This window comes from Moraxella sp. CTOTU47579 (assembly GCF_032004885.1).
In the GTDB taxonomy this organism is placed as follows: domain Bacteria; phylum Pseudomonadota; class Gammaproteobacteria; order Pseudomonadales; family Moraxellaceae; genus Faucicola; species Faucicola tetraodonis.
The window spans coordinates 1-18,577 of the sequence record NZ_DALZOJ010000010.1; the positions used below are offsets into that span (position 1 = coordinate 1).

At 44.0% G+C, this 18,577-nt stretch carries 17 protein-coding genes; 11 read left to right on the forward strand and 6 right to left on the reverse strand.

Translation table 11 applies throughout. The annotated features are described in order from the left end of the window. Positions 1-96: 96 nt before the first annotated feature. Both menA and RTP55_RS08050 read right to left on the reverse strand, forming a co-directional pair. Positions 97-1,029, reverse strand: coding sequence for a 1,4-dihydroxy-2-naphthoate octaprenyltransferase (menA, locus tag RTP55_RS08045; RefSeq protein WP_312385475.1), 933 nt, complete (start codon positions 1,027-1,029; stop codon positions 97-99). A gap of 84 nt (positions 1,030-1,113) precedes the next feature. After that, positions 1,114-3,663 carry a Tex family protein gene (locus tag RTP55_RS08050; protein ID WP_312385478.1) on the reverse strand — a complete coding sequence of 850 codons (2,550 nt, stop codon included), beginning with the start codon at positions 3,661-3,663 and terminating at the stop codon, positions 1,114-1,116. A gap of 556 nt (positions 3,664-4,219) precedes the next feature. Here RTP55_RS08050 and ompR point away from each other — a divergent pair. Then, positions 4,220-4,993: an osmolarity response regulator transcription factor OmpR gene (gene ompR, locus RTP55_RS08055; protein ID WP_239741383.1), complete on the forward strand. Its 774-nt coding sequence runs from the start codon at positions 4,220-4,222 to the stop codon at positions 4,991-4,993. 60 nt (positions 4,994-5,053) lie between these two features. Beyond that, the gene (locus tag RTP55_RS08060) at positions 5,054-6,136 is read left to right on the forward strand and encodes a CobW family GTP-binding protein (protein WP_312385480.1); all 1,083 of its coding nucleotides are present in this window, start codon (positions 5,054-5,056) and stop codon (positions 6,134-6,136) included. Positions 6,137-6,204: 68 nt separating this feature from the next. On the opposite strand, the gene RTP55_RS08065 is transcribed toward RTP55_RS08060, so the two are convergent. Beyond that, positions 6,205-7,017 (reverse strand): NRDE family protein, encoded by an 813-nt coding sequence (locus RTP55_RS08065; RefSeq protein WP_312385482.1) that lies wholly within the window; start codon positions 7,015-7,017, stop codon positions 6,205-6,207. 185 nt (positions 7,018-7,202) lie between these two features. Between RTP55_RS08065 and RTP55_RS08070 the strand changes: the two genes are divergently transcribed. Next, positions 7,203-7,937, forward strand: coding sequence for a glycosyltransferase (locus RTP55_RS08070; RefSeq protein ID WP_312385484.1), 735 nt, complete (start codon positions 7,203-7,205; stop codon positions 7,935-7,937). A 52-nt stretch (positions 7,938-7,989) separates the two neighbouring features. On the opposite strand, the gene RTP55_RS08075 is transcribed toward RTP55_RS08070, so the two are convergent. Continuing rightward, entirely contained in the window at positions 7,990-8,811 is an 822-nt protein-coding gene (locus tag RTP55_RS08075; protein ID WP_007117335.1) for an enoyl-CoA hydratase/isomerase family protein, read from the reverse strand. A 210-nt stretch (positions 8,812-9,021) separates the two neighbouring features. Here RTP55_RS08075 and RTP55_RS08080 point away from each other — a divergent pair, with 210 nt between their 5' ends. The 6 genes from RTP55_RS08080 to RTP55_RS08105 all read left to right on the forward strand — a co-directional run bounded on the left by RTP55_RS08080 (position 9,022) and on the right by RTP55_RS08105 (position 14,075). Then, positions 9,022-9,540 carry a GbsR/MarR family transcriptional regulator gene (locus RTP55_RS08080; RefSeq protein WP_312385486.1) on the forward strand — a complete coding sequence of 173 codons (519 nt, stop codon included), beginning with the start codon at positions 9,022-9,024 and terminating at the stop codon, positions 9,538-9,540. Between the two features lie 22 nt (positions 9,541-9,562). After that, the gene (locus tag RTP55_RS08085) at positions 9,563-10,027 is read left to right on the forward strand and encodes a hypothetical protein (RefSeq protein WP_201665014.1); all 465 of its coding nucleotides are present in this window, start codon (positions 9,563-9,565) and stop codon (positions 10,025-10,027) included. A 48-nt stretch (positions 10,028-10,075) separates the two neighbouring features. After that, a complete protein-coding gene (locus RTP55_RS08090) occupies positions 10,076-11,011 on the forward strand; it encodes a TIGR01777 family oxidoreductase (RefSeq protein WP_312385491.1) in 936 nt (311 codons plus the stop codon). Between the two features lie 18 nt (positions 11,012-11,029). Further along, positions 11,030-11,434, forward strand: a complete 405-nt coding sequence (locus tag RTP55_RS08095) for a thiol-disulfide oxidoreductase DCC family protein (protein ID WP_007117339.1) — start codon at positions 11,030-11,032, stop codon at positions 11,432-11,434. Between the two features lie 492 nt (positions 11,435-11,926). Continuing rightward, on the forward strand, positions 11,927-12,247 hold the full coding sequence (locus RTP55_RS08100; RefSeq protein WP_099807461.1) for a DUF485 domain-containing protein: 321 nt from the start codon (positions 11,927-11,929) through the stop codon (positions 12,245-12,247). A gap of 184 nt (positions 12,248-12,431) precedes the next feature. Then, complete coding sequence (locus tag RTP55_RS08105) at positions 12,432-14,075, forward strand: cation acetate symporter (RefSeq protein WP_312385543.1); 1,644 nt, start codon at positions 12,432-12,434, stop codon at positions 14,073-14,075. 77 nt (positions 14,076-14,152) lie between these two features. Here the strand turns inward: RTP55_RS08105 and RTP55_RS08110 are convergent, their stop codons facing one another. After that, positions 14,153-15,172, reverse strand: coding sequence for a 5'-nucleotidase (locus RTP55_RS08110; protein ID WP_312385495.1), 1,020 nt, complete (start codon positions 15,170-15,172; stop codon positions 14,153-14,155). Between the two features lie 465 nt (positions 15,173-15,637). On the opposite strand from RTP55_RS08110, the gene thrS reads away from it, so the two are divergent. Together thrS and infC are read left to right on the forward strand one after the other, a co-directional pair. Then, on the forward strand, positions 15,638-17,566 hold the full coding sequence (gene thrS, locus RTP55_RS08115) for a threonine--tRNA ligase (protein WP_203171342.1): 1,929 nt from the start codon (positions 15,638-15,640) through the stop codon (positions 17,564-17,566). Positions 17,567-17,601: 35 nt separating this feature from the next. After that, positions 17,602-18,099: a translation initiation factor IF-3 gene (gene infC / locus RTP55_RS08120; RefSeq protein WP_172460503.1), complete on the forward strand. Its 498-nt coding sequence runs from the start codon at positions 17,602-17,604 to the stop codon at positions 18,097-18,099. A gap of 79 nt (positions 18,100-18,178) precedes the next feature. Here the strand turns inward: infC and RTP55_RS08125 are convergent, their stop codons facing one another. Next, positions 18,179-18,463 carry a GNAT family N-acetyltransferase gene (locus RTP55_RS08125; protein ID WP_312385498.1) on the reverse strand — a complete coding sequence of 95 codons (285 nt, stop codon included), beginning with the start codon at positions 18,461-18,463 and terminating at the stop codon, positions 18,179-18,181. Between the last annotated feature and the right edge of the window lie 114 nt (positions 18,464-18,577).

Sequence of the window (18,577 nt, forward strand, 5' to 3'; positions counted from 1 at the left end):
CTACAGTTTGTGGCTGTAGTCGCTGCCAGTGAGTGCGTATTATACGCTTTTCTTTTCCCCTGTCAATACCACTACGAAAAGTTTTTTGATTTATTTTCAAATTAGTTTTTTATAGTTAAAGATAAGAATGCTTACACTCATCAATATACTGGTCGCTAGGGTAATTAAGACAATTTTGGCTAGCTCTGGCGCTAGTGCGTTTGAGGGGATATTTTCATCACTATAATGGCGAACCATTTTAAGATGCTTCGCAATCGGAGAGATTAGAACAAGTAGGCTTAATAGATAAAAATTTTGTCGCAAGGTCACAAAGGTAATGAGTAAAAAGTAAGCACCCAACAACATAAACCGATACAGGTGGCTCATGCTTTCTTTGCCTAAGGTGGTGGCAAGGGTATTTTTACCAGCGCGTGTATCTGTGTCAAAATCCCGCATATTGTTAATCATCAATACGCAAGTGCATAGCAGTCCGATCACCACCGCAGCAATAATATCCATCACGCGGATAAATTGTGTTTGTAGGTACACGCCCCCTAGTACATTAACTAAGCCGAAGAATAAAAATACTGCTATTTCGCCTTTCGCATTGTACCCATAGGGGTTTTTACCCATGGTATAGGTCACTGCGGCGATAATCGCGATGATGCCCAATGCTAAGAAGGTGAAAAAATCGGTCAGACTGTTAAAGCTCAGCCAAAGTAAGCCAATACCGCAGCCGAAAATAAACAGTGCCCAACTTATGATTAATTTCTTGAGGGTCTTGGGGTTGATTGTCCCTTGGGCAGTCTGTCTGTCGAGTCGATGGGCATCCGTACCCCGTATGCCATCGCCGTAGTCGTTGGCTAAATTGGATAAAATCTGTAAGCCTAAGGCAACCCAAAGGCTTAGCAAAAAGATTTGCCAATTTTTGCTGTTAAAGCTGCCAATACGGGAGTATGCCAACGCATTGGCTACTATGATGCCAGCCACCGCTAGTGGATAAGTGCGTGGGCGAGTCGCTTGCCAAAATGCTTGTAAAAAATTGACCATCACTCACTCGAAACCTTGTATCACAAATACCAACATCTAAATTGATTTAGCCATTTAGATGCCCGTTTACCAATGATGCGGGGTTTATGTTGATTTTTTTAGACCTGCTTGTGCCAACAACGCACCTAAGCTACCGATTTTTTGCGGTTTGTCGGCTGCTTGGTTTTGCGGTTTAGCGGCTTTGTCACTACGTTGGGGTTTGCCCGAATGTTTGGCTGATTTGCTGCCGCGCTCGCTATGGTCTGCGTGTTTTTTCGCGGTACCAGCCACTGGTTGGTTGGTATTTTTTGCTTTATCAGCGGGGGCTTTTTCAGCAGGTTTGGCTGCCATTGGGGTGTCTGACTTCATGCTAAAGCCCACGCGTTTGCGTTCGGCATCCACTGAAATCACGCGAACGGTGACGATATCACCTGGTTTGACATGATTTAACGGATCGGCGATAAACTCGTTACCCATCTCTGAGATATGTACCAAGCCATCTTGATGTACGCCAACATCAACAAAACAACCAAAACTTGTCACATTGGTGACCACGCCTTCAAGCGTCATGCCTTCGGTTAAATCGTTGAGGCTATTGACATCGTCACGGAACTGCGCTGTTTTAAAGCTCGGTCTTGGATCGTGGGCAGGTTTGGCTAATTCTTGTTTGATGGCAGCGGCTTTCAGCGTTGCTTGCTCGTCATCATTAACCTCATCGTTTGCGGCAGCGATAAGTGAAGCGGTCAGATTGTTAAGCGCTGACTCGTCACCTAGCACATCGTTGAGGTTGTTGTCGGTTGAGGCCAGCCATTGTTTGACCATCTCGTAGTTTTCTGGGTGTAAGCCTGTTGCATCTAACGGCTCATCACCGCCACGAATGCGTAAAAAACCTGCCGCTTGTTCAAAAGTTTTGGCACCCAATCTTGGCACATTTTTGAGCTGTTCACGGTTGGCAAAGGCGCCATGTTCGTTGCGGTAGTTGACAATTTGCTGTGCTACATTGACATTGAGACCTGCAATATAAGATAAAATCGCAGGACTTGCAGTATTGACATCTACGCCCACCGCATTCACGCAGTCTTGCGTGACTTTGGTTAAACTATCAGCCAGCTGCGTTTGGTTGACGTCATGCTGATATTGACCCACGCCAATGGCTTTGGGATCGACTTTAACCAGCTCAGACAAGGGATCTTGCAAACGACGGGCAATCGATACTGCCCCACGAATGGATACATCAAGCTCTTGTAATTCTTGCGATGCCAGTTCGCTCGCTGAGTACACAGACGCACCAGACTCATTGACTACCACAGGCACGGCTTTGATATCGCCGTTTCCTTGAGCGCTGTGTTCTGCCAAAATTTCTTTGATTAAAGCATCTGTCTCACGGCTAGCCGTACCATTACCAATGGCGATTAAATGCACATGGTGATTTTTGAGTAAATCTGCAATGGTTTGTTTGGCTTCATCGACCTTATTGTCTGGAGCAAATGGATACACCGTTGCAATCGCAAAACTATCATCGCTATTTTTGGCAACATGACCTAGGCTATCAACCACAGCCATTTTGACGCCATGACGGATACCCGGATCGACGCCTAAAATCGTTTTTTGACCCGCTGGCGCTGCCATTAATAGATGCTGTAAATTGTTTGCAAACACGTCAATTGCTGCAGATTCAGCCGTTAAGCGTTTTTCTGTGAGCAAACGATGCTCAATATGCGGACGCCATTTGTCCAACCACAGTTTTTTGCCCAGTGACAATAAAAACTGTTGACGGTCACTAGGCTCGGCAGCCGTTAAGTTAAATGCCTGATTAATCTGCTCAATAAATGGCGCATCATCACCTTCAATGGCAATCGTCAGTACGTTGTCTTGGCGACCGCGTAGCATCGCTAATAATCGATGATTGGGTAGACGCGCCAAGCTTTCAGCGTGGTCAAAATAGTCTTTGTATTTTTCGCCGACTTCCCGTTTTTCCTCGCCCACTAGACGGCTATGAATTTGGGCGATTTTACCAAAGCCGACGCGCAGTTTATCGAGTAGGTCAAGCTGCTGTGTCCACTCATCGATAATAATGGCACCGATGCCTGATAGCTGTTTTTCTTTATCTTCAAAAATTGACGCTTCGGCTTCGCCATTGTCATCTTGTACAGGCGCTGGTGCTTGGTAATCTGATAATGCTGATGCTGGGCTTACCGAGTCATTTAAAACTGCCAAGGCAATTGGCTCAAGTCCTGCTTCACGCGCTTGGGTTGCCAATGAGCGGCGGCGCGGACGATACGGCAAATAAATGTCTTCTAATTCAAGTTTGGATGCCGCTTGATTGATGCGTTCACTTAATTCATCGGTCAACTTATTTTGTGAGATCAACAGCTCAATGATTTTTTGGCGGCGAATGGCCATATCTCGTTCATAGCTGAGCGATTTTTCCAGACTACGCAACTGTATGTCATCGAGCCCGCCGGTTTGGTCTTTACGATAGCGTGCAATAAACGGAATCGTCGCGCCATCATCGTAGAGTTTGACGAATGCCATCATTTGGTTGAGTTTGATACCAAGATTGGCAGCTAATTTTTGATAAATGGCTTGCTGGACTTGCTCAGAGAGTACATCTACCGCTGGATTAGCCGCAATGGCAGTAACGTTTGTAGTCATATTTTTGCCTAACACTTATAAGGATGAACTCAAAACTTCAGAGTTCACGCATTATAACAAAACAATACAAAAAGATAATAGGTAAACGCTATTTTAACAAAAATCTTTAGTGAATTTTTACCTTGCCAATTATACCCCTGTTGCTAAACTAAGATTTTGCTAACTGATGACTATATCATAGGTGGCTACCCTACAAGCTAACGTCGCATTTTTAGCAAAATCACTACAGCAATCGACACATTTTTTTGCTTTAATAACCGCATAACCACGCAAATTTAGCTAAATAATAAGATTGATAATGCTTGCAAGTTGTAACCAATCGTTTCAAAATACCTTTATCAGTCCTTAATAAAAATTTTTATACCCATATATTTTATAACATTGCTTGTCCTAACCATCAGGGTTAACACGCTAATGGAACATATTTAGCCTTTATAAAAAATAATTGGGTGTTTATGAAAACTATGTAGCGAAAACAACATTCGAGTGAAAATAACATTAATGATAGGAATATTGGTGATAGGAATATCGACGATAAAAATGAGGAAAATAATCAATGAGTGATGACATTAACCCCACTGTAGAATCTACCCCCAATCCATCAGCCGCCGGCGATATGAATCAGCGCATTTTGGTCGTTGATGATGATGCGCGCCTTCGCACTTTGCTGCAACGTTTCTTAGAAGACGATGGTTATATCGTACGTACTGCGCATGATGGTAGCCAAATGGACAAATTGATGCAGCGCGAGTTATTTTCGCTGATTGTGCTTGATTTGATGCTACCTAACGAAGACGGTATCAGTATTTGCCATCGCTTACGCGCAGAAAACTCCGATATCCCGATTATTATGTTGACCGCTAAAGGTTCCGATGCCGATCGTATCGCAGGACTTGAAGCAGGCGCGGATGATTATCTGCCAAAACCCTTTAACCCCAAAGAATTATTGGCACGTATTAAAGCCGTGTTGCGTCGGCAAACGCGTGAATTGCCAGGTGCACCCAGTCAGCAAATGGAAGTGGTCGAATTTGGCTCATGGACATTAGATTTATCAACACGTACCCTAAAACGTGATGGCAATATCGTGACCTTAACCACAGGTGAATTTAGTGTATTAAAGGCTTTGGTACAACATCCCCGTGAGCCCTTAACCCGTGATAAACTGATGAATCTGGCACGCGGCCGTGAATGGGGCGCAATGGAGCGCTCAATTGATGTGCAAGTATCGCGTTTACGCCGTCTCATCGAAGATAACCCTTCGCAAGCGCGCTATATCCAAACCGTTTGGGGCGTGGGGTACGTGTTTGTACCCGATGGGGCAGAAAGCTAAACAAGCACTATTTAAAAGAGCGGATTAAAAAAGCCAAGTTAACAGAGTTAAGAAATTGTTATGATAAAACCGTTGATTGTAAATACAGCCTGTCACCTGGTGATGGGCTTTTTAGGTTCTGGAAAAACCAGTTTTATCAATGCCTGTATCACACATTTTCAGCACCAAGAAAAGTGGGCGATTTTGGTCAATGAAGCGGGTCAAATCGGTATTGATGAAAAGCTATTGACGGGTAATGCTGACCATGATTTAGCGATTCGCCAAGTATCTGGTGGCTGTATCTGCTGTACTTCGCAACTGCCGCTACAGATTGCGCTCGCTCGCTTGACGTCTGAGTATAGACCTGACCGATTATGGATTGAGCCAACAGGGCTTGCACACCCGCGAGAGCTGATTGAACAGCTATCTGCACCGCATTGGCAAACTGCGCTGTCGCTAAAATCCGCCATCAGTATCGTCAATGCGCGTCATTGGCAAGATAGCCGTTATCGTGACAATGAAGGCTACCAAGCGCATGTGCGGTTTTGTGATGTAGTGGTGATTAATCGTTTTCATGAGTTGGATGACACCCAAAAAACCCAACTGACCGCATGGATGAACGGCTTAAACCCTAAAGCAAAATTGATTTGGCAAGCAGAACAAACGCTGAGCGAAGACAATCTGCGGCAATTGCAACAAGCGCTCAAGCAATCAAGCCAAGTGCTTGCCGAGCGTAGCCATTACCAAAAAATTAGCTTAACAAGCTTTGCTCAGTCCCCTACTCCACCCACTATCCAAGCCGACCCGACCCAATCACCAACAGCTGCCAATGATGACTTGCCATTTCGCTATCATGATGTGCAAAACGGCTATCAAATCATCGGCTGGCGGGTGTCAGCCGACTGGACCATTGATATGACTGTGCTGATGGAATGGTTGTTAGCACTGCCCAACTGGCAACGTATCAAATCGGTGGTTCATATCAAACATACGCATGATGAGCAATGGCAAACCATGAATTTTACCCCTGATTCGCTCGATTTGGTGGCCTGTGAGCCACAAACCGATAACCGTATTGAAGTGATTTTTTTGGATAACACTATCGAATTGGATTTCGATAGGCTCGATACTGAGCTGATGATGATGTTTGGGCATATCCGTTAAGCTTATGGTTAATAGATAGCCCATTTTATTGTCTATTTTTTTGATTTTGCGGCTGTTTTTTTCATTAATTATGTGGCGTTAACATCGGGCGTGATACGGATGATAGTTTCATTTTCAAGGTTCTTTTCTTGCATATCAAACCCTGTATGAGTGATGGTAAGCAAGCTACTCACGCGCGTCCCATAGCTACTTCCTAGCAACTTATCGAGGCGATTGGCAGGAATAAAGATGGAAGACAACGCCAACTCTGTCTCCATACCTAAACCTGTATCAGGTAGCTGGGTGATAGGCGCTTGTTCACGGTCTTGCAATATCTCAAATGCCACGTTTTTCCAATTGGCTGTTTGCCAATCCTCGTGCTCAGCAAGCAGCGGCAACAACTCTTGTCGTACTCGCCTGCGCAGTTTCTGCGTTTTAAACCATGCCGTATTTGGTTGACCATTGGATAACACGTATAAGCCTTTTGCCAATACCTCGATGCCATACCCTTTATTATTAAGTAGCACTGCTTGCTGCCGATCGCCGATGACTAGATTAAACCCATCGTAGCAAGGCAAATCAATTTGCCTTGCGAAAGCTAGGGGCGACCACTCACCACTCAAATAATCAAGGATTAACTGACCGCGGGACGTGGCAAAGACAGGCTTATCTTTGATAATCTCTCGGTAGTTTAAAATCACCCCCCAGCGCCCATGCACTGGATCGATACCCAACCAAGTGCCCCCTGCTTGCGCATCTTGCCCCGCGATGATTTTTTTTCCATTCGGCAATTGCCATTCATGCAGTGCGCGCGTAGGACGCTGCAAAAATTCATCCCGATTGGATAATAATACCAAGGGCTTATCCTCAAACAGCTGCCAAGCCAACGCCACAATGCACATACTTTATTCCTTCTAACTTGTTACCATGCCATCGCCCATTGGACCTTGCATCAGCTCGATTACTCATGCCCTAGCTTAGCAGCCAAAACTTTTTTGGCAATCACCAAATCGTCATATTGTTCATTTATGATAAAAAATCTAAAAAACTGCCGTTTTAAACGATTGTTGCCCTTGTGAATAAGCTTATGACGCCAATTAGCATCGTGATTATTACCCTAAACGAAGCCGAACGTATCGGTAATATTTTGCGTGACTTAGCCCAGCAAAGCTACCAAAATTTTGAAGTCATTGTGGTGGATTCCAACAGCGAAGATGACACCTGTCAAATTGCAGCCAGTTTTCGCCATCAGTTGCCCGCGATAAGCGTACATAAAATGCCAAAACGTGGCGTCAGCTTGGGTCGTAATACAGGGGCAAGCCTAGCCAAAAATGAACGAATACTGTTCCTAGATGCCGATGTGCGGTTGGATGCAGACTTTTTGCAACAAGCCAGTCAATTATTGGATAAAAAATCCTTGAAAGTAGCCGGCGTGTATATGAATGCTGACCACCTAAAACCTTGGTTTACAGTGGGTTATCTGCTGTTTAACATAGGTATTTTTGCTAGCCAATTTTTATCGCCAACGGCGGTGGGTGCGTGTATTTTTTCCAGTAAATCCGTGCATGAGCAATTGGGTGGGTTTGATGAGTCTATAACTTTGTGTGAAGATTGTGACTATGTCAATCGCGCCAAAAAAATCACCCGCTATCAGATGCTACCGCTCACCTTTCGCTTTGACCCACGCCGCTTGCAGCAAGATGGCTATTTTAATACAGGCTGGAAATATCTTCACGCCAATTTATATCGTTTCTTTGTTGGTGAAATCCGTGATAACAAAATCCGCTACCAGTTTGGGCATTATGGTACGCAAAAAAAATAGCGTCGGTGGTGACGCTATTTTTTGCAGGGTTTTTAGGAGCTTGCCCTATGCTTTATCGCCCTTTAAACTCAGCAGGACGCTTTTGCATAAAGGCGGTAATCCCTTCTTTAAAGTCTTCACTGGTCGCCATTTGCATTTGGTAAATTACCTCTTGGTCTAGCGCGATATCCAATCCTGCAAATGCCACTTGATTAATCGATTGCTTCATTGCCGCCAGTGCCAAGGTTGGCAAGCTTGTGAGGCGATCAGTCAGTTTTTTCACTGCCGCATCCAGCGCATCTTGACTCACCAGCGCATTCACCAGTCCCAAATCTTCTGCCTTTTGCGCGGTGATTTGCTCACCTAACATCACAAGCTCAGTGGTTTTGGCAGCACCAATCAACTGAGATAACAGATAAATACCACCCCCATCAGGCACTAGCCCGATATTGACAAAGGCTTGTAAAAATTTAGCATTGTCACTGGCGACGCGAAAATCACACGCTAACGCGATATTCATGCCTGCGCCCGCACACGCGCCATTGATACGCGCGATAATCGGCTTGCTGATTTTGCGGATACGGCGCGTAATATCCGCAATCCCAATGGTCAGACTATGCGACATTTTCAGTAGGTTTTCGCGGTTATCTGCGCCTGATAGCATCTCGCGAATATCACCACCGCTAGAAAATCCCTTGCCCGCGCCTGTGATGACAATCACTTTGGCGGCTGTGTCGTATTGTGCGTAATCAAGGGCTTGATAAAGCTCCGATTTCATCACGCTATTGAGCGCATTGAGTGATGCTGGATCATTGAGGGTAATCGTCGCAACACTATCTGCAACATCATACGTGACTTTTTGAAAGGTGGGTTGTTGTGTTTGGGTTGCCGTCATGGGTCATCCTTATACCAAAGAAATAAAAACAATGAACCACTTCATCTTACCGAAATTATTTTTTTTTGGGAAATAAAACGCGACTTGTAAGGTCAACAATCCAAACCCAACCACAAAATCTTTACAATTTTCAAAATTTCTGTATTGACAGAAATATATAAAAAGCTCAAAATAATTAAAAATTGATTGACTTACATATAAGGCTAAAAAGTGCAACTCACATCGACCATGGAAAAATTTGTCTTACACTGGGGCGAAATGGGCAATAAATGGGGCGTAAACCGTACCGTTGCCCAGATTCATGCCTTGTTATTTTTGGCAGGCAAGCCGATGAATGCCGAAGAAATCCAAGAAACCTTAGGCGTGGCGCGTTCAAATGTGAGCAATAGTATCAAGGAATTGCAGAGCTTAAATCTGGTACAAACCGTACATACGCTCGGTGATAGACGCGATTATTTCACCACGGGCACGGATGTGTGGGAATTGGCTAAGGTGATTGTCGAAGAACGCTATCGCCGAGAGCTTGCGCCGACGGTTGGATTCTTGGCGGATTTAATCAATGAGCCAGAATTTGCCATAGAAAGCAAAGATGTACAACAACGGATTAAAGACACTCACCAATTTGTCGATACGCTGACGAGTTGGGCGAACGAGATGCTAAAACTTTCGTCCACTACACTCAATCGTATCTTAAAACTTGGCGCGACGATTCAGAAGTTTTTGAAATGATGGGAAATGCTGGATTGGGACAATGACTGCAACATATCCGACTGGCAAAGTTTTAACCTATTATGCTCTATTTGGCGGTGGGATTGGCGGTCTGATACATTTGATTGGTGTAATGCTTTTCCCAATAAACGAGACAATTAGCCGCCATAGCTGGCAACACGGTGGACTCAATAACTTTTTTCTGGCTATGTTAGCCGCCATAGCGTTTGGCACTTTATTCGGATTTATTCCTTCAATACTAACGAGCATTATCATAGTTTTGAGAAAAATAGTACTTTCTAGCGTTTGGCAATATTTTAGATTATTTGTTATTGGCTGTTTTGTGACATTTTTTATCTTTGTAATAGCCTTTCATGATATTAATAGATTATTTACTTCTAATACTCTAGTAACATGGTCAGGCATCTTGGTGTTTAACGGCAGACTTGCAATAGTTGGCGGTTTAAGTAGTGTAATCGTTGGCAAATTGGTTTTACCAAAAAGCTAAAAATTTTACCCATAAATTTCAGTTTTGACAGAAAAAAGGAAATAAATCATGAAAATACTTATCACAGGCGGTTCAGGATTTTTAGGCACAGCGTTGACGCAATCGTTAAAAATCCATGGCGTAAAAGGTGACACTGCTTCAGTCACTTGGGTATCTCGTTCTGTAGAAAAAGAGAAAACCAAAAATATCGCAGATGACGTTATTAGCTATGACGATCTTGCCAGCACCAATGAGACGTATGACGTCATCATCAATCTGGCGGGTGCGGGTATTGCCGACAGCCGTTGGACGGATGCCCGTAAGCAAGAATTGTTTGATAGTCGACTAAAACCTACACAAGCGGTAATTGACTATATTGAGCGAATGGGCAACAAGCCAAAACTATTGATTAGCGGCTCAGCCATCGGTTGGTACGGTATCCAACATGAAAACGACCCAACCGCGCTTGATGAAACCAGCCCCGTGACAAAAACCGACTTCGCTCACGAAATTTGTCAGGCATGGGAGCAGCTGGCTTTGACTGCCCAAGGTGTTGTAACAGACGCTGTGCCAGTTGCGATTGTACGTACAGGGGTGGTGATTGCGCCCGAGGGAGGTATGGTTGGGCGACTGATTACCCCGTTTAAAATGGGCACAGGTGGTAAGCTTGGCAATGGTCAGCAAATCATGAGCTGGATTAGCCGTACTGATTGGGTGCGTGCGGTGATTTTTATCATTGAACAAAACCTGACTCACACGCTGCCCACTCAGCAAATTTACAATTTGACCAATCCAACGCCTATTAGCAATGCTGCATTTACCGATGCGATGGGCACTTGGTTGCACCGCCCTACTGTGATGACCCTGCCCGCCTTTGTGGTCAAGACCATGTTTGGTGAAATGTCGACATTACTGTTGGATGGGCAACGCGTTGTGCCTACAGCGTTACTGAATAAAGGTTTTGAATTTAACGACTTGACCGTATTAGATGCCCTAAAAAGCTAATCTTCGGAGACTGTTAATATGATTACCATGTACTATGATAATACCTGCCCTGTCTGCCGTACCGAAGCCTTGCATATGGCAGAAAAAAAACCTGACGCCATTCGCATCGTTTCGATTAATGACGCACGGGAAGAACTTGCCAAATTTGGTATTAGCGAAGATGAGGCGATGACTTATCTGTGTGTGCGAGATAAACAAGGGAACTTGCAAAAAGGCATGGATGCTGTACGACTGCTGTACAAAACCGCACAACTGCCATTTGCAACCGTGTTTGAATGGCCTGTGGTGAAACAAGCCAGTGATATGATTTACCCTGTTTTTGCGCGACATCGCAACCGTGTACCCAACTGGATGACACAACTTGCCTATGGTAAAGTCGCAGAAGACTGCAAAGACGGTATGTGTAGAACACGAGGCAAATAAATGCCATTTGGTTTGAATGGCGGTATGTACGCTCAATGATTCATCTATTCTCAACGATTTACCTATCATGGATAGCTTGATAATTTTTACTGGTCATTGGGCGTTACAGTTATAATTAAGTGCAATCATTATTAGATACAATTATTATTAGTCAGGATTATGAGTATCAAGTTATGTCTACTATTAACTTTGGGTGCTTTGATAACGTTGCCACTAATTTTCAACTAACATTCTACAATTTTTTTACAGTTTGAGAAAAAATAGCTAGATTTTTTAACAATTTTCATTTAATAATAGCAACTAATCAGGAAGATGAGATTGTTTGTATCATTTAAGACAATCTATTACGTTTAGCATAGCGGACTTGCTTCACCATATTTTTGTCTACTGTTATTGTCACCCAATCGCTATCTTCCTTGTCAGTTTCGACACTGATTGTTGAATCAATCATCAATGAGTTGTCTTTTTCATTCATTTACAAGGAGCGTTATCATGGATGAGGCACAAATTCAGCGTATCATTAATCATTCTGAATTCCAAAGCATGGCAAAGAGAAAAACAAGCCTAGGACTTACTTTTTCTATCATTACTTTAATTGTGTGGTTTGGCTATCTGTTACTCGTGGGCTTTGATCCTGAAATGTTTGCTGCGCCACTGTCAGCAGGCTCGACTGTCCCTGTTGGCTTTTACATTGTTGTTGCCATTATGATTTTTGTACCAGTCATCACTTGGATATATGTCAGCAAAGCAAACGGCGAATTTGACACGATGACTCGTAAAGTAATCGATGATATCAACAGTGGTAAAGTATAACCTCACAGGGATTGTGTTGGGTTTTCAATTTTAAAATTGTGCTTTTTATAACAATTTTGACATCATTTTTGACACCATGGAGGGTGGCATGTTAAAACAACAATATAACGGCCTGGCTGTTAAAGGCTTGCACAAGCGTATCGGCAAGGTTTCAACTGCCGTAAGCTTGACGCTAGTGGGTCTGATGGCACAGATGCCAGCATGGGCAGCGGGCGCCCTAGAAGGCGAAGTAAAAAAACAACCGCTGAATATCTCAGCCATTATCATGTTCTTGATTTTCGTTTTTGCAACACTCGGTATTACTTACTGGGCATCAAAACAAAACAAAACCGCAAGCGACTTCTATACCGCGGGCGGCGGTATCTCAGGTACCAAAAACGGGATTGCTATTGCCGGGGACTATATGTCAGCGGTAACCTTTTTGGGGTTATCGAGTATGGTTTTTACCGTCGGTTATGATGGCATGATTTATACGCTAGCCTTCTTGATTGGCTGGCCAATTATTTTATTCTTAATCGCTGAGCGGCTACGTAACTTGGGTAAATTTACCTTCGCAGATGTGGCATCTTATCGTTTTTCCCAAACCCCAGTACGTATTTTTGCTGCATCCGGTACCTTGGTCGTCGTTGCGCTCTACTTGGTTGCGCAGATGGTCGGCGCGGGTAAACTGGTTCAATTATTATTTGGATTAGATTATATTTACGCAGTCATCATCGTTGGTGTGTTAATGATGGTTTACGTATTGTTTGGGGGTATGCTAGCCACCACTTGGGTACAGATTATCAAAGCTATTTTGCTGATGTCAGGTGCGACTTTCATGGCCCTCATGGTCATGAACCATGTTGGTTTTAGTTTTGAAAATTTATTCAAGTCAGCTGTTGCTGCCCATAGCAAACACGAATCAATTTTGTCGCCTGGTAAGTTGGTTAATAACCCCATTGAATCTATCTCATTAGGTTTGGGTCTATTGTTTGGTACAGCAGGTTTACCACACGTATTGATGCGTTTCTTTACGGTGCCAGATGCCAAAGCTGCGCGTAAATCAGTGTTGGTAGCTGCAAGCTGTATTTCATACGTATTCTTCTTAATTGTTCTTATTGGCTTGGGTGCCATCGTTATCCTAGCTGAACATCCAGATTATTTCACGACAGTGGTTAAAGATGGCGTAAGCTCACAAGCACTTATCGGTGGTGCCAACATGGCAGCGATTCACTTGTCGCATGCCGTGGGTGGTAACCTATTCTTAGGCTTTATCTCGGCGGTTGCTTTTGCGACTATACTAGCGGTTGTGGCAGGTCTGACTTTATCAGGCGCCTCAGCGGTCAGCCATGACTTGTATGCTAGTGTTATCAGAAAAGGTCAAGCGAGACCTGAAGAAGAGATGCGTGCATCAAAAATTACCGTGGTTGCGTTAAGTTTATTGTCGATCGTGACCGGTATTATCTTTGAAAACCAAAACCTTGCGTTCATTGCAAGTTTGGTATTTGCGGTCGCGGCATCGGCTAACTTCCCGATTCTTTTCTTAGCGATGTTCTGGCGTGGTCTAACCACTCGTGGTGCGGTAATCGGTGGGTTTGCAGGCTTAGCAGTCGCAGTGTTACTGATTATCTTAGGACCTGCGGTTTGGGTAGATATCATGAAACACGAATCACCCGCTTTCCCATACAAAAACGTGGCGTTATTTAGTATGCCTGTGACCTTCATTCTAGCGTGGATCGCATCTATCACTGACAACTCACCACGCGCTCAGCTAGATAGAAAAGGCTTTGATGCACAGTATGTACGTTCATTAACCGGTATCGGTGCGTCAGGTGCATCTGACCACTAATCCAATGTTCAATAAAAAATACCGCTTGCAATAAGCGGTATTTTTTTATATGGGGTTTTTTATAAAACCTATGAATTTCATGCTTGATGAATCTCAACAAGGTTTTGGGTTGCCGTGACATCAGCTTGTTTGACATACAATTTTGATTTTGAACTATAAGGCACTAGCCCTGAAGGTACTACGCCTTTAGCAGATTCGTAATTATGAATGGAGTCATCGAAGAAAATATGCGGGGCAAAGGTTTGCAGTACATGGCGTTTATCCAAGCCACCTAAAAAGAATGCCAAATCCACATTGACGCCCCAATCACGTAATGTCTTAATCGCGCGCAAATCAGCAGGCGCATTGCGTGCCGTCACCAGTGCAATTTGAATCGGTGGATGCTTGATTTTAGCAGGCAGGCGTTTTTGTAGTTTAGAGAGTTTGATTAAAAAATCCGCATACGGGCCTTTATTCATCGGTACATCACTCATTTTGGCTTCATAATCATGAAACGCTTTGAGTCCTTGCTGGCGAGACAATAGCTCCCCTGCTTCATCAAATAACACGGCATCGCCATCAAATGCAATGCGTAGCTGATTGGTGTCTAGCTCTTTCATATCAATGGGCGGCGCATCTAATATCGCGCAGGCACACACGCCTGCATCGGTGACTTGCTGGGCATCGTCATGATTGGTGGTCAAAAACAAATCCACCTTAAAATCCGCCACATAATCCGCCACCCCTTCGCCTGAGGTAAATGCCGAGCGACTAATCGGTAGTCCATGACTACGCAGCGCATTTAATACTTGAATACCGGTATCTGGGCTGTTTTTTGACATAATCACCACTTCAACCATAGGCGCAGCTATGCCCTCGCCCTTGTCATCGGCTGCACAATGGTGATTGAGATTGAGTAAGGCTTTGATAAGCGGATAACCTGTCCCTGTTTGCAAGGGGTCATTTTCGCGTTCAATCATGTATTTGCGAAATTTATCAATCGCCGTTTCTGGATCTTCGGTTAACGCTTGTTGAAAAAAACGCTCAGACTCCGATAGGTCAAACAATGCCGTGGCAGAGACCGCCACAATTAATGTATTGGAAAAATCAACTGACATAAAAATGCCCTTAATCAATCGTGTTGTTATGAAGCATAGCACTCACTATGCTGTAGTTATATAAGTTTTGCCACGGGTAATCTAGATTATTCCTGTAACTTGTTGGTGTAAAGACCCCACAGCTTAGTGTCAAGACACTCAATCAAATTAAAGATACTCAGTCAAATTGTAGATACCAAGCATTGGCTGTCGTCTATTGCAGTGTTTTTTACGCGGCTATCATGAGCTGCCTCAGTTTCTGTCATCACTGCAAGCAATTCTATCAGCAAGTTGGTTTCATCAGCGCAATTTGTTATAATAGCTCGTTTACGCTTTTTGCAGAGCGACGAATTCATGGGATTGTAATGCCTATCTAGACACGGTAAGTTTGGAAGGGCAGAGTTTTTCCCTTTTTTTATTCCCATCTCTCACGGTTACATGACCGATAGTAACGGTCATCACTGCCAAAGGACAACAGGAGCAATTATGGTAGCCATTACCTTACCAAACGGCGATATTAAACAATTTGATGGACAAACGTCAGTCATGGAAGTGGCGCAAAGCATCGGCGCAGGGCTTGCCAAAGCCACCGTTGCAGGACGTGTCAACGGCAAATTAGTTGATGCGTGTGACCCGATTAGCGAAGACGCAACCGTCCAAATCATCACGCCAAAAGACGAGGAAGGTGTGGAAATCATTCGCCACTCGACCGCTCACTTACTGGGTCATGCTGTCAAACAGCTCTATCCTGAAGTGAAGATGGTTATCGGTCCTGTGATTGAAGAGGGTTTTTATTACGATATCTACAGCGAGCGCCCGTTTACGCCAGAAGACATGGAAAAAATCGAAGCGCGCATGACGCAATTGATTAACCAAGATTACGATGTCATCAAAAAAATGACACCGCGCGACGAGGTTATCAAAGTATTCCAAGACCGTGGCGAGACTTATAAATTACGTCTTATCGAAGATATGCCGAATGAAACCCAAATGGGTTTATACTATCACCAAGAATATGTTGATATGTGCCGTGGACCACACGTGCCCAATACCCGTTTCTTAAAAGCCTTTAAACTCACCAAAATGAGTGGTGCCTACTGGCGCGGTGATGCCAAAAATGAGCAACTACAACGTATTTACGGTACCGCTTGGGCAGATAAAAAAGACCTAAAAGCTTATATTCAGCGTATCGAAGAAGCGGAAAAACGCGACCATCGTAAAATCGGTAAAGCGCTTGATTTATTTCATATGCAAGAAGAAGCGCCTGGTATGGTGTTTTGGCATCCCAATGGCTGGACGATGTGGCAAGTACTTGAGCAGTATATGCGCAAAGTACAAAAAGATAACGGCTATCTTGAAATCAAAACCCCGCAAATTGTCGATAGAAGCCTATGGGAAAAATCAGGTCACTGGGAAAATTATGGCGACATGATGTTCACTACCCACAGTGAAAAACGTGACTATGCGATTAAGCCGATGAACTGCCCGTGTCACGTGCAAGTGTTCAATCAAGGGTTAAAATCTTACCGTGACTTGCCATTGCGTCTTGCTGAGTTTGGCTCATGCCACCGTAATGAGCCGTCAGGTTCGCTCCATGGCATCATGCGGGTGCGTGGCTTTACCCAAGATGACGCCCATATTTTTTGTAGTAATGAGCAAATCAAACAAGAAGCCCAAGACTTTATCAAGCTTACCCTTGATGTGTATAAAGACTTTGGTTTTGATGACGTGCAAATGAAACTCTCGACTCGTCCAGAAAAACGGGTCGGTGCTGACGAACTGTGGGACTTGGCAGAAAAAGACTTAGCAGACGCGTTGGATAATGCAGGGCTTGACTGGCAGTATCTGCCAGGTGAAGGCGCATTTTATGGACCAAAAATCGAGTTTAGCCTTAAAGACTGTCTTGGTCGCGTATGGCAATGCGGTACACTGCAGCTTGACTTTAACCTGCCAGAACGACTAAGTGCGGAGTTTGTCAATGAGCAAGGCGAACGTGAGCGCCCTGTGATGCTACACCGTGCGATTTTGGGGTCATTTGAACGCTTTATCGGTATGCTCATTGAGCATTACGCGGGCTGGATGCCAGTCTGGCTTGCACCGCAGCAAGTCGTGGTGATGAATATTACCGACAACCAAGCCGAAGCCTGTCAAAAAGTCGCCGAACAATTGAATCAAGCCGGACTTCGTGTCATCACCGATTTGCGTAATGAGAAAATTGGCTTTAAAATTAGAGAACGCACCCTTGAACGTATTCCTTATATGATTGTCATGGGTGATAAAGAAGTAGAAAGCAACCAAGTTAACGTCCGTACTCGTGAAGGTGACAACCTTGGCGTGATGAGTATTGATGCCTTTATCGACTTGGTTAACCAAGCGACCGCCCAAAAAGGGCGCGTCAAATCAAAAACAGCGTAGGAGTAAGTATTATTAAGAGTTCAAACCGATTAGACATCAACGAGGAAATTCGTGCCAAAGAGGTACGCTTAGTCAAAGAAGACGGCGAACAAGTTGGTGTTGTGGATATAAAAACGGCTTTGCAGGCCGCCCGTGATGCTGAGTTGGATTTGGTCGAGATAGTACCAGACGCTCAGCCTCCTGTTGCCAAAGTGATGGACTACAGAAAATATCTGTACGACCAAAAACAAAAAGCCAAAGAAGCCAAAAAGAACCAAAAACAAACGCAGCTTAAAGAAATCAAATTGCGTCCTGGCACGGAAGAAGCCGACTATCAAGTCAAACTTCGTAAAATCCGTGAGTTTTTGGAAGACCAAGACAAAGTCAAAGTCACCATTCGCTTCCGTGGTCGTGAGATGGCTCACCAACAAATTGGCTTGCAGCAGCTTGAAAAAGTCATTGCCGATACGACCGATGTTGCTAATGTTGAGCAACAACCAAAAGTTGAAGGTCGTCAAATGGGTATGCTACTTGGACCTACCAAGAAAAAATAATCAGCAAACCCTAATCTATAAAAAAACCACATTAACTTATGTGGTTTTTTTATTGGCGTATTGACCCATTGATAAAGTTTTAAGCTTTTAAATCACTGTATTCGGGGTGTTTCTGTAGATAGCTTGCCACGTAAGAGCAGGCTGGCACGACTTTTTTACCTTGCTCACGGGCGTAGTCTAACGCGTGCCTGGTCAACGCCCCTGCAATGCCGCGCCCGCCAATCGCGTCTGGCACAATGGTATGGTCATATACGATGACATCACCATTATCCACATAGCTAATGTAAGCAGTAGTGCCGTCAACGGTGGTTTCAAAACGTTGTGATTGTTCGTTATGGTGAATCGATAATTGTAAATCCGACATGGTTGTCTCCTTGTGTATTTTTTTGTCTAGTATGCTATCTGTGATTTGGTTATTTGTCGCTTGATTATTTGCTGTTTGATAGTAGCACAACCACTGTCCATGACTTGTAAAAGT